The following is a 12,133-nucleotide window of genomic DNA, read 5'->3' as shown; positions in this document are numbered from 1 at the left end:
CCGTTCCGGGCGGAGCGGATCCGCGCACAGCTCGAGGGCCTCCTAGCCGACGCACCGGTCACCGCGACCCGGCTCGGCGAGGTGCTCGCGGACGACCGCCAGGTCGCGGGGGGCGCGCTGCTGGATCTGGTCGCCGCCCTGGTCGACCTGACCGGGGACGCGGCCGAGCTCCGGGCCCGGCTTCTCGCGTGGGACCGGCGGATGGCTCCGGACAGCATGGAGGCCGCCCTGTTCGCCGCGGTCCGCGCTTCCCTGGTCGAGGCGTTCGCGACGACACCCGCCCTCGCGGACGCCGACGGCAGCCCCCACGGCGAGCTGTTCGGCCCGTGGTTCGACCTGCGCGGGCGGATCCGCCTTGCGCTGCCCACGCTGCTGGCCGCCGACAAGCCGTTCGGGGTGGACCCGCTGCAGGCGGTGGCGGCGGCGTTGGAGCAGGTGGCAACCGAGCCGGACCCGCCGCCGTGGGGTGACCGGCACTTCGCCGTACCGCTGACGCCTCACCAGCAGTTCGGCCTGGCCGCCCCCGCAGGAGCATCGGCACCGCCGACCGCGGTGGCCGGGGATGACGACTGCGTCCTGGCGACCCGGGCTCTCGGCGGGACCGGCGCCTGCGTGCACGGACCGGTGGCGCGTTACGTGTGGGACCTGGCCGGAGACAGTCGCTGGGTGGTGCCGCTGGGCGCCTCGGGCGATCCTCGCTCCCCTCACCACCACGACCAGCAGGCCGCGTGGGCCGCGGGCGGCACCGTCCCACTCGACCGCGAGACCGAGGAGCGACCATGACCGCCACGGTGCGCCCTGTCGACCCCGACGGCGACGCCGCCCTGCTGACCTCCTGGGTGACGACCGAGCGTGCCGCGTTCTGGGGGATGACCGGCCTGGGGGAGGAGGAGGTCGCCCGGATCTACCGCTATATCGACGACCAGGAGCACCTCGCGGCGTTCCTGGTGCTGCTCGACGGCCATCCGCTCGGCCTGCTCCAGACCTACGACCCGGCGGTCGACGAGATCGGCGACTGGTACCCCCGCCAGGACGGGGACGTGGGCATGCACCTCCTGCTGGCCGACGACCCGGCCCGTGCGGGCCGCACCGGCGAGGTGCTCGCCGCCATGCTGGCGTTCCTGACCTCGCTGCCCGGGTGCCGCCGACTGGTGCTCGAGCCCGACGCCCGTAACGAGGCGTCGCTCGCGCTGCTGCTGGGCCGCCTCGGCGCCCGGCGCGGTCCCCTCGTGGACCTGCGCACCAGCATCAGCGAGAAGCCGGCCCAGTTCTGCTACCTCGACCGGGAGCGTGCGCTCGCCGCGGTGGCCGAGCTGCGGAGTGTGGCGCGCCACACCCGTGAGCCGGTGAGCGAGTGAGCCTGTGAGGAGGAGTTGACGAAACGAAACGAGCAGACGCAGCAGGGTGAAACGCCGGGCGCACAGGATCAGGGACTAATCACCTGACCCCTGTCCGCCAGGAGCACCGATGACACTCACCACCAACCACGACAGCGAGCCCGGCGACACCGTCGTCGCTCACGCACCGGCGCCGACGCGAAGCCGTCGTACCGGGAAGTGGATCGAGGACTGGCGCCCCGAGGACAAGGAGTTCTGGGAGACCACCGGTGCTCAGGTCGCCAAGCGCAACCTGATCTGGTCGATCTTCGCCGAGCACCTCGGCTTCTCGGTCTGGCTCATCTGGAGCGTCTCGTCGGCGTTCCTCGTGGCCCAGGGCTTCCAGTTCACCGTCGAGCAGCTGTTCTTCCTGGTCGCGATCCCGAACCTCGTGGGATCGATGCTCCGGGTCCCCTACACCCTGGCCGTGCCGAAGTTCGGCGGCCGGAACTGGACGATGTGCAGTGCAGGGCTGCTGCTCATCCCCACCCTCGGGTTCGCCTACGCGGTGACCAACCCGAACACGCCGTACTGGGCGTTCTGCGTGATCGCGGCGACAGCGGGCTTCGGTGGCGGCAACTTCGCCAGCTCGATGGCCAACATCAACTTCTTCTACCCCGCCGACAAGAAGGGCGCGGCGCTCGGGCTCAACGCGGCCGGCGGCAACGTGGGCGTCTCCCTGATCCAGTTCTTCCTGCCGGTGATCGTCGGTGGCGCCGGGATCTTCGGCATCGTCAAGGCCAGCGAGGGTGGCATCCATCTCGAGCGGGCGGCCTGGGTCTACGCCGGTCTCGCGATCGTCGCGACGCTCGCGGCGTACTTCTTCATGGACAACCTCGCCGGGGCGAAGTCGAACCCGCGTGAGCAGCTGTCGGTGCTGAAGGAGAAGCAGACCTGGATCATGGCCTTCCTCTACATCGGCACGTTCGGCTCGTTCATCGGCTACTCCGCCGCGATGCCGCTGCTGATCAAGGTGAACTTCTGGCGCCAGCCGCTCCCCAGCATCGAGGGCATCGGCATCAACTTCGCGTTCTACGCCTTCCTCGGCGCCCTGGTCGGCTCCATGGCCCGGCCGTTCGGCGGCTGGCTCGCCGACAAGTACGGCGGCGCGCGGATCACGCTGCTGGCGTTCTCCGGCATGATCCTCAGCACCCTCACCGTGCTGTTCACCCTCAGCCGGCTGACCGTGCTGCCGCCTCCGCCGGACAAGGCCGCGCTCGCCGAGATCGCCAAGGACCCGGCCGCCTTCCGGTTCCCGGCGCCCGTGCAGCAGGCGATCGACGCCAACACCGAGGTGTTCCCGTTCTTCCTCGCCGCGTTCCTGATGGTGTTCGTCTTCAGCGGCATCGGCAACGGCTCGACGTACAAGATGATCCCGGCGATCTTCCGCAAGGACGCCGAGCGGGCGACCGCCCCGGGCACCCCGGAGCGCGAGCTCTCGCTGATGACGCAGGCCAAGAAGGCCTCGGCAGCGATCGGCATCATCGGCGCGATCGGCGCGATCGGCGGCTTCCTGATCCCCATCACGTTCAACAGCCCGTGGGTGACCGAGCCGCTCGCAGCGACGAAGAGCGCGTTCTGGATCTTCACCGCCTTCTACCTGGTGTGCGCGATCGTCACCTGGGCGGTCTACGTCCGGGTGCGGAAGGGCGCGAACGCGGACACCGGCTACGTCGGCGTCTGATCCACCTCTCACCGCGAGCCCGTGGAGCCGTGAGGCTGTGAGGAGATGTTGACCTCACGGCCTCGCGGCCTCCCGCACCACGAAACGACCGTTGTCTGCAATGGATGTCATGACCGAGACCCGCACCCACTGCCCCTACTGCAGCCTGCAGTGCGGGATGTCCCTGCAGCGGTCGGGACGCGCCGGCATCGAGGTCCGCGAGTGGGCCGAGTTCCCGGTCAACGAGGGCGGCCTGTGCCGCAAGGGCTGGACCGCCGGCGAGCTCCGCGGCAGCCGGGAGCGGCTCACCACGCCGATGGTGAAGGACCGTGAGACCGGCGAGCTCCGCGCCGCCGGATGGGACGAGGCGCTGGACCTGATCGCCGACCGGGTCCGCGGCCTCCAGGCCGACCACGGCAAGGACGCGGTCGCGGTCTTCGGCGGCGGCGGACTGACCAACGAGAAGGCCTACCAGCTCGGCAAGTTCGCCCGCGTCGCCCTGGGCACCAGCCAGATCGACTACAACGGGCGCTGGTGCATGTCCTCGGCGGCCAGCGCCGGCAACCAGGCGTTCGGGGTCGACCGCGGACTGCCGTTCCCGCTCGAGGACATCGAGCAGGCCGACGTCGTCGTCCTCGTCGGCTCCAACATGGCCGAGACGATGCCGCCGGCCGCGCGCTACCTCGACCGGCTCCGTGAGCGCGGCGGCCAGCTCGTCGTGATCGACCCGCGGCTCACCGCCACCGGTGAGCGGGCCGACCTCTTCCTCCAGCCCGTGCCCGGCACCGACCTCGCTCTCGCCCTCGGCGTGCTGCACCTGCTCGACGCGCAGGGCGCCATCGACGAGGACTACGTCGCCGAGCGCACCACCGGGTTCGACGCCGTCCGCACGTCGGTCGCGGCCTGGTGGCCCGAGCGGGTCGAGCGGGTCACGGGCGTCTCCACCTTCGAGCTCCGCGAGCTGATCACCATGCTCACCGGGGCCGAGAAGGTCATGGTGCTCACCGCCCGCGGCGCCGAGCAGCACGCCCAGGGCACCGCCACCGTGCTGGCCTGGATCAACGTGGCCCTCGCGCTCGGCATGCCCGGCAAGTCGTACTCCGGCTACGGCTGCCTGACCGGCCAGGGCAACGGCCAGGGCGGCCGCGAGCACGGCCAGAAGTCCGACCAGCTCCCCGGCTACCGGATGATCGACGACCCCGCCGCCCGCGAGCACGTCGCCGGCGTGTGGGGCGTCGCTCCCGAGTCGCTGCCCGGCAAGGGCAGGTCGGCCTACGAGCTTCTCGACTCGCTCGGCGACGGCGGCGGCGCCAAGGCGCTGCTCGTGTTCGGCTCCAACATCGTGGTCTCGGCGCCCCGAGCCACCCACGTCACCCAGCGCCTCGAGTCGCTCGACCTGCTGGTGGTCTGCGACATCGTGATGAGCGAGACCGCGGCACTCGCCGACGTCGTACTCCCGATCACGCAGTGGGCCGAGGAGACCGGCACCATGACGAACCTCGAGGGTCGGGTGATCCTGCGCCAGCAGGCGGTCGCGCCGCCCGAGGGCGTGCGGAGCGACCTCGACGTGATCAGCGGCCTCGCCGAGCGGCTCGGCTCGCCGGTGCCGTTCTCGACGGAGCCGGAGGAGATCTTCGACGAGCTCGGCCGCGCGTCGGCCGGCGGCAAGGCCGACTACTCCGGCATCACCTACGACCGGATCCTCGCCGAGCAGGGCGTGTTCTGGCCGTGCCCGGCTGCCGACGGCACCCCGCACCCCGGCACCCCGCGGATGTTCGCCGACTCCTTCGCCACCCCGGACGGCCGGGCCCGGTTCCTGGTGCAGGAGTTCGGCGGCGCCGCGGAGCAGCCGGACGCGTCGTACCCGCTCCACCTGACCACCGGCCGCGTGCTCGCCCAGTACCAGTCCGGCGCCCAGACCCGCCGCATCACGTCGCTGCCCGACCAGGGCGCGTTCGTCGAGATGCACCCGATGCTGGCCGCCCGGATCGGCGCCCACGACGGCGACCCCGTGGTGGTCCGCACCCGCCGCGGAGAGATGAAGGCGCCGGCGAAGGTGGTCACCACGATCCGCCCCGACACCGTGTTCGTGCCCTTCCACTGGGTCGGCGCCAACCGGCTCACCAACGACGCCCTCGACCCCTCCAGCCGGATGCCGGAGTTCAAGGTCTGCGCCGCCGACGTGGTGGTCTGACCTCAGCGCGAGGGGGCGCGGTGTGCGGCGCGAGGGGGCGCGGTGTGCGGCGCGAAGGGGCGCGGTGTGCGGCGCGAGAGGGGCTTGGCCCGCCATGATCTCCGCGTGAGGAGATTCGTGGAGCGGTTCGAGGGCGACGGGCTGGACCCGGCGCGCTGGATCGCGGCCTACCTGCCTGCCTGGAGCTCGCGAGCAGAGGCGGCGGCGAGCTATCGGCTCACGCCGGAAGGATTGCACCTGACGATCCCACCGGACCACCCTCGCTGGTGTCCGGACCTGCACGCCGAGCCGCTGCGGGTGTCGGCTGTGCAGAGCGGCAACTGGTCCGGCCCGGTCGGCAGTACGCACGGGCAACAGCCGTTCCGGGAGGGGCTCGTGGTGCGGGAGGAGCAGCCGCGGCTGACGGGCCTGCTCCCGCTCTACGGCCACATCGAGGTCGAGTGCCGGGCAAGGATCGGCCCGGGGTCGATGTTCTCGGCCTGGATGGTCGGCATGGAGGAGGACCCGCGCGAGTGCGGCGAGATCTGCCTGGTCGAGGTGTTCGGTGAGACGGTCCGCGACGGGGCGGCCGACCTGGGCGCGGGCATCCATCCCTTCCGCGATCCCGCGCTGGTCGAGGAGTTCGCCGCGCCGCGGCGCGAGATCGACGTGGCGCAGTGGCACACCTACGGCATCGAGTGGTCACCGGCCGGCGTGCGGTGGGTGGTCGACGGTGTCGAGACGAGTCGGTCCGCGCAGTCGCCGGACTATCCGATGATGCTCATCCTGGGCGTCTTCGACTTCCCCGGCCGAGGCGATCCCAGCGCGGTCCCCGAGCTCGTCGTACGGCAGGTCACCTGGACTCCGGTTCGGTAGGGACAGCGCCCTAGGTCCGTCGCCACGGGCACCACTGGTGCTGTGATCGACCGGCGCGAAACACGGCCGACATCAGTCGCTCAGGGCGATCCTGTGCTGCCCGCCACAGACGCCCGCCGTGATTCGGTGAGTCTGGTGAGGTTGTGAGGAGTAGTTGACATCGGGGTGTAACACGGGCGACGCGTGGCGAAACGTCGCCGCCCGACCATGGATATATGACCGAGAGCAGCCGCACGACGAGCGCGCGCAAGCGCGTCGTCGTCGTCGGCTCCGGCATGGCGGCGACGAGGCTGGTGGAGGAGCTGGTCGGCCGAGGCGCCACGACGGACATGGACATCACGGTCCTGGGTGACGAGCCGGTCGCGCCGTACAACCGGATCCTGCTCTCCGCCGTGCTGGAGGGCACTCACAGGCCCGAGGCGCTCACGCTCCGCTCGGAGGAGTGGTACGCCGAGCACGACATCGACCTGCGCCTGGGCGCGCGCGTCCTCGAGATCGAGCGCGACCTCAAGGACGTCATGCTCGTCGACGGCACGATCATCGAGTACGACGCCCTGGTGCTCGCGACCGGCAGCATCCCCACGCTGCCCCCGATCCGGGGCCTGGTCCGGATGGACGGGTCGCTGCACGAGTCGGTGCACGCGTTCCGCTCGCTCGGCGACTGCGAGCGGCTGGTCGACGCGGTCGACGCCACGAACGGGAGCGGCGAGAAGGTCAACCGCCGTGCGGTCGTGGTCGGCGGCGGCCTCCTCGGCCTGCAGGTGGCCCGAGCGCTCGGCGCCCGGGGCATCGACACCGAGATCGTCGAGGGCGGCGAGCACCTCCTCCACCAGCAGATCGGTACCGCGGCCGGCAAGATCCTGGCCCGCGACCTGAAGAAGCTCGGCGTCGCGGTCTACACCGGCGCCAGGGCGGTCCGGCTCAGTGATGCGACGGACGGCCCAGGCACCGGTCTGTCGGGGTCGGTCAAGGTGCCCGACCCGCTGCCCAGGAACCCCGGACGGGTCGCGCTGCGCCTCGACAACGGGTTCACCCTCGACACCGACCTGGTCGTGCTCACCGCCGGCGGCCGGCCCTCGACCGCGCTCGCCCGGGGCGCCGGCCTCGAGGTGAAGCGCGGCATCGTGGTCGACGACCGACTCGCCAGCGTGACCGACCCGGACATCCACGCCATCGGCGACTGCGCCCAGCACAACGGCCGCACCACCGGCTTCGTGCCACCGGCCTGGGAGCAGGCCGGTGTGCTTGCGGCCGTCCTGTGCGAGGAGCCCGCGAAGTACGACGGCCACCGCATGGTCGCCCGCCTCCGCGCGACCGACCTCGACGTCGCCGTCCTCGGCGACCCCGAGCAGGAGGTGCTCAACGGGGGCGAGGTCGTCGAGATGTCCAACCCGGTGCGCGGCTCGCACCGCAAGCTCGTGGTCCGCGACGGCAGGATCGTCGCGGGCGCCCTGGTCGGCGACCTCAACCGGATCGGCCTGATCACCCAGCACTACGACCGGCAGACCGTCCTCGGGCCGACCGAGCCCGGCGACCTGCTGCTGGTCGAGCGTTCCGCACAGCCCGTGCAGCTTCCCGATGACGCGGAGATCTGCAACTGCGCCGGCGTCACCGTCGGCGCGATCAAAGCGTGCTCCTCGTTCGAGGACGCCCGCGAGAAGACCCGCGCGACCACCGGATGCGGTGGCTGCGCCTCGACCGTGCGCCAGCTCCTGGCCAGCCGCTCCAGCCTCACCCCGGAAGGAATCAAGTGATGGCACCGCACCTCCGCAAGCAGCTCGTCGTCGTCGGCCATGGCATGGTCGGTCACCGTTTCGTCGAGTCCGCGATCTCGCGCGGCCTGACCGAGACCTACGACATCACCGTCATCGGCGAGGAGTCGCGACCGGCGTACGACCGCGTGGCGCTGACCTCCTTCTTCGAGGTCGGCGACAAGGCGCTGAGCTTCCTCCCCACCGGCCAGTACGACGACCCGCGGGTCACCCTGCGCCTCGGCACCGAGGTGGTGGCGATCTCCCCGCGCCAGCGCGTCGTCACCCTGTCCGACGGCGAGGACCTCGCCTACGACGAGCTGGTGATGGCCACCGGCGCCGCGCCGTTCGTGCCGCCGGTGCCGGGCCACGACCTCGAGAACTGCTTCGTCTACCGCACGATCGAGGACCTCGAGGCGATCCGCACCGCTGCGAAGAAGGCGAAGGTCGGTGCCGTGATCGGCGGCGGCCTGCTGGGCCTGGAGGCCGCCAACGCGCTGCACCAGCTCGGCCTGGAGACCCACGTCGTCGAGCTCGCGCCGCGGCTGATGGCCGTGCAGATCGACGACATGGGCGGCCGCACGCTGAACCGCCACATCGACGGTCTGGGCCTGACCGTCCACACCGGGGCCATGACCGAGGCGGTGCTCGCGGACAAGAAGGGCCGCGTCGAGCGCCTCGCGCTCAAGGACCGCAACCCCCTCGACGTCGACATCGTCGTGTTCTCGGCCGGGATCCGTCCCCGGGACGCCCTTGCCCGCGCCGCCGGCCTCGACGTCGCCGAGCGCGGCGGCGTCCTGGTGGACGAGTCGCTGCGCAGCTCCGACGAGCACATCTGGGCGATCGGCGAGTGCGCGGCCGTCCACGGCCGGATGTACGGGCTGGTCGCGCCGGGCTACGACATGGCGGAGGTGGTCGTCGACCGCCTCCTCGACGGCGACGGCGAGTTCACCGGTGCCGACATGTCCACCAAGCTCAAGCTGCTCGGCGTGGACGTCGCCTCGTTCGGTGACGCCCACGGCGAGACCGAGGGCTCCCTCGAGCTGACCTACCAGGACGCCGTCTCCGGCGTGTACAAGAAGCTGGTCCTCAGCGAGGACGGCAAGCGCCTGCTCGGTGGCGTGCTCGTCGGCGACGCCGAGGCGTACGGCATCCTGCGGCCGATGGTCGCCTCCGGCATGGAACTGCCCGAGAACCCCGAGGAGCTGATCCTCCCGGCGTCGCGCGGTGGACTCGACCTCGAGATGCCCGACGAGATGCAGGTGTGCTCCTGCAACGACGTCACCAAGGCGCAGATCAAGCACGCGGTCTCCGACGAGTCCACGCTCAACGACGGCAGCCCCTGCGCCGACGCGGTGTGCGTCACCAAGCACACGCGCGCCGGGTCGACCTGTGGGTCGTGCAAGCCGGTCGTGAAGAAGATCGTCGAGGACTACTTCGCCGCGACCGGCAAGGCCGTCGACAAGTCGCTGTGCGAGCACTTCGCGATGACCCGCCAGGAGCTCTTCGAGGTCGTCGCCGTCCACGGCTACAACCGGTTCGACGACATCATCGCCGGACACGGGTCGGGCCGGGGCTGCGACATCTGCAAGCCCGCGGTCGCCTCGATCCTCGCCAGCCTGCTCAACCACCACGTGCTCGACGGCTCGAACCGGATCCTGCAGGACACGAACGACGCCTACCTCGCCAACCTCCAGCGCAACGGCACGTACTCCGTGGTGCCCCGCATCCCGGGCGGTGAGATCACCCCCGACAAGCTGATCGTGATCGGGGAGGTGGCCAAGGAGTTCGGCCTCTACACCAAGATCACCGGCGGCCAGCGGATCGACATGTTCGGCGCCCGGATGGAGGACCTGCCGGCGATCTGGAAGAGGCTCGTCGACGCGGGCATGGAGTCGGGCCACGCCTACGGCAAGTCGTTGCGCACGGTCAAGTCGTGTGTCGGCTCGACCTGGTGCCGGTACGGCGTGCAGGACTCGGTCGGCCTCGCCATCGAGCTCGAGCTCCGCTACCGCGGGCTCCGCTCGCCGCACAAGCTCAAGGGCGGCGTCTCCGGATGCGCCCGCGAGTGCGCCGAGGCGCGGAGCAAGGACTTCGGGATCATCGCCACCGAGAAGGGCTGGAACCTCTACGTCGCCGGCAACGGCGGCGCCATCCCGGCCCATGCCCAGCTCCTCGCCGGCGACCTCGACAAGGACACGCTGATCCGCTACCTCGACCGGTTCCTCATGTACTACATCCGCACCGCCGACCGGCTGCAGCGCACGGCGCCCTGGGTCGAGAGCCTGGACGGCGGCCTCGACCGGGTCCGCGAGATCGTCGTGGACGACGCGCTGGGCCTGGGCACCGAGCTCGAGGCCGCGATGGACAAGCACGTCGAGTCCTACTTCGACGAGTGGAAGGCCACGATCGAGGACCCGGAGAAGATGGCCCGGTTCGTCTCCTTCGTCAATGCCCCCGGTGTCCCGGACCCCAACATCAGCTTCCGTGACGAGCGTGGCCAGATCGCGCCGGCGGACAGTGACGGCCCGGTGTCCCTCGGCACCTCGATTCCCGTGGGAGCGCCCCAGTGAGTACCGAGCAGATGGTCGACGAAGCCGCGACCGACGCGACGTTCGAGGCGGTCTGCCGCCTCGACCAGATCGAGAAGGAGGGCGGCGTGACCGCGCTCGTGCGTGGCGAGGCGGTCGCGGTCTTCCGGACCTACGAGGACGAGGTGTTCGCGCTGTCGAACTACGACCCGTTCGGCAAGGCCTCCGTGCTCTCGCGCGGGATCGTCGGGTCCAAGACGGTCGGCGAGGAGCAGGTCCCGTTCGTGGCGAGTCCGCTGCTCAAGCAGCCGTTCGACCTCCGCACCGGTGTCTGCATCGATGACCCGACGGTCGCCGTGCCGACGTACGCCGTGCGTGTCGTCGACGGAGTTGTGTCCGTGGGCGCCCGGCGGGGGACAATCCAGTCGTGACCGACCTTCCCCTGTCCGGATTCAGGATCGGGGTCACCGCCGCCCGACGGGCCGAGGAGCAGATCGCACTGCTGGAGCGTCGCGGGGCCGAGGTGATCCCCGCGCCCGCGCTGTCGGTCGACCCCAACCAGATCGACGAGGTCGGGCTGCTCGCGGCCACCAAGGACGTGCTGTCCCAGCCGGTCGACATCTTCGTGGCGACCACAGGCATCGGGCTGAAGTCATGGTTCACCGCCGCGGAGCGGTGGGGACTGCTCGAGGAACTGACCGCACACCTCGAACGCGCCGAGATCCTCGCTCGCGGGCCGAAGAGCGTCGGCGCGCTGCGCCGGTTCGGTCTCCGCGAGCTGTGGGCGCCGGAGTCGGAGTTCTTCGAGGACGTGCTCGGCCATTTGCGCGGGCGCGACCTGACCGGTCGCCGGATCGTGGTCCAGGAGCACGGACAGTCGCTGTCGATGGCCGCCCACGCGCTGCGCCGGCTCGGAGCCGAGGTCACCACGGTGGCGGTCTACCGGGTCGAGGGCGCGGCGGACCCGGAGCCGATGTTCCGGCTGATCGAACAGGTCGCGGAGCGGCACGTGCACGCGGTCACCTTCACCGCCGCACCGGCCGTGGCGGCGATGATGGACGCGGCCGCATCGACGGGCTACCGCGACGAGGTCGTCACCGCCTTCCAGGCCGACGTGATCGCTGCCTGCGTGGGGCCGGTGACCGCCGCCGCGTTCGAGATGTGGGGCGTGCCCTCGATCTACCCCGAGCGCTCGCGGCTGGCCGCGATGGTCAAGCAGCTCGAGTTCGAGCTGCCCTCGCGTGCCGCCGGCACCAGCCTGGAGGTCGCCGGCCACATCCTGCTGCTGCACGGCGACGACGTGCTGCTCGACGGGGTCGAGGTGAAGCTGTCGCCGGCCCCCTACGCCGTCCTCCAGGCGCTGCTGGTCAACCCCGGCACGGTGGTCTCCCGACGCGACCTGCTCGCCGCGCTGCCGTCCGGTACGGCCGGGTCCGAGCACGCGGTCGAGATGGCCGTTGCCCGGCTGCGCGCCGCGCTCGGCACGCGCTGCATCCAGACGGTGGTGAAACGGGGCTACCGGCTCGCGGTGACCACGTGACCCGGCTGGTCACCGTCGCCCACGGCACCCGCACCGCCACCGGCAACCAGGTGGCCGTCCAGATCACCGCGGCCGCGGGCCGGCGGCTCGGGATCGAGGCGACGGCGTCGTACGTCGAGCTGTGCGAGCCGCTGTTCGCGGACGTCGTGGCCGACGGGTTCCCCGGGCGGACCGTCGCGGTGCCGCTCCTGCTGTCGACCGGTGTGCACGTGCGGCGCGACCT

Annotated in this window: 10 protein-coding genes; all 10 read left to right on the top strand. The window is 71.2% G+C overall.

The features are described from left to right. Nucleotides 1–783 (top strand): penicillin acylase family protein (locus E7Z54_RS22215; RefSeq protein ID WP_136436909.1); only part of this gene is annotated, 783 nt, incomplete at its 5' end. Next, a complete protein-coding gene (locus E7Z54_RS22210; protein ID WP_136436908.1) occupies nt 780–1,358 on the top strand; it encodes a GNAT family N-acetyltransferase in 579 nt (192 codons plus the stop codon). The genes E7Z54_RS22215 and E7Z54_RS22210, both read left to right, overlap by 4 nt. Nucleotides 1,359–1,467: 109 nt before the next feature. After that, entirely contained in the window at nt 1,468–3,060 is a 1,593-nt protein-coding gene (locus tag E7Z54_RS22205) for an MFS transporter (RefSeq protein WP_136436907.1), read from the top strand. A gap of 109 nt (nt 3,061–3,169) precedes the next feature. Then, nucleotides 3,170–5,233, top strand: a complete 2,064-nt coding sequence (locus tag E7Z54_RS22200) for a molybdopterin oxidoreductase family protein (protein ID WP_136436906.1) — start codon at nt 3,170–3,172, stop codon at nt 5,231–5,233. A 105-nt stretch (nt 5,234–5,338) separates the two neighbouring features. Further along, on the top strand, nt 5,339–6,088 hold the full coding sequence (locus E7Z54_RS22195) for a glycoside hydrolase family 16 protein (RefSeq protein WP_136436905.1): 750 nt from the start codon (nt 5,339–5,341) through the stop codon (nt 6,086–6,088). 215 nt (nt 6,089–6,303) lie between these two features. After that, the gene (locus E7Z54_RS22190) at nt 6,304–7,842 is read left to right on the top strand and encodes an FAD-dependent oxidoreductase (RefSeq protein WP_136436904.1); all 1,539 of its coding nucleotides are present in this window, start codon (nt 6,304–6,306) and stop codon (nt 7,840–7,842) included. Then, on the top strand, nt 7,842–10,412 hold the full coding sequence (gene nirB / locus E7Z54_RS22185) for a nitrite reductase large subunit NirB (RefSeq protein ID WP_136436903.1): 2,571 nt from the start codon (nt 7,842–7,844) through the stop codon (nt 10,410–10,412). The genes E7Z54_RS22190 and nirB overlap by 1 nt, the downstream gene beginning before the upstream one ends. Further along, on the top strand, nt 10,409–10,801 hold the full coding sequence (gene nirD, locus E7Z54_RS22180) for a nitrite reductase small subunit NirD (protein WP_346763560.1): 393 nt from the start codon (nt 10,409–10,411) through the stop codon (nt 10,799–10,801). Before nirB ends, nirD begins: the two co-directional genes overlap by 4 nt. Beyond that, nucleotides 10,798–11,910: a uroporphyrinogen-III synthase gene (locus tag E7Z54_RS22175; protein WP_136436902.1), complete on the top strand. Its 1,113-nt coding sequence runs from the start codon at nt 10,798–10,800 to the stop codon at nt 11,908–11,910. The genes nirD and E7Z54_RS22175 overlap by 4 nt, the downstream gene beginning before the upstream one ends. Further along, the coding region (locus tag E7Z54_RS23630; protein ID WP_276606257.1) for a sirohydrochlorin chelatase at nt 11,907–12,133 on the top strand (227 nt) is incomplete at its 3' end. The genes E7Z54_RS22175 and E7Z54_RS23630, both read left to right, overlap by 4 nt.

The organism is Nocardioides sp., from assembly GCF_004803405.1.
GTDB classification, from domain to species: Bacteria; Actinomycetota; Actinomycetes; order Propionibacteriales; family Nocardioidaceae; genus Nocardioides; species Nocardioides vastitatis.
The sequence above is the reverse complement of the archived record's forward strand: the minus strand, read 5'-3'. Positions and strand labels throughout refer to the sequence as shown.

Bases quoted from the DNA above. Each gene is read 5' to 3' on its own strand.
- E7Z54_RS22200 (WP_136436906.1), top strand. From the start codon at position 3,170: ATGACCGAGACCCGCACCCACTGCCCCTACTGCAGCCTGCAGTGCGGG.
- E7Z54_RS22205 (WP_136436907.1), top strand. From the start codon at position 1,468: ATGACACTCACCACCAACCACGACAGCGAGCCCGGCGACACCGTCGTC.
- nirB (WP_136436903.1), top strand. From the start codon at position 7,842: ATGGCACCGCACCTCCGCAAGCAGCTCGTCGTCGTCGGCCATGGCATG.
- E7Z54_RS22210 (WP_136436908.1), top strand. From the start codon at position 780: ATGACCGCCACGGTGCGCCCTGTCGACCCCGACGGCGACGCCGCCCTG.
- E7Z54_RS22190 (WP_136436904.1), top strand. From the start codon at position 6,304: ATGACCGAGAGCAGCCGCACGACGAGCGCGCGCAAGCGCGTCGTCGTC.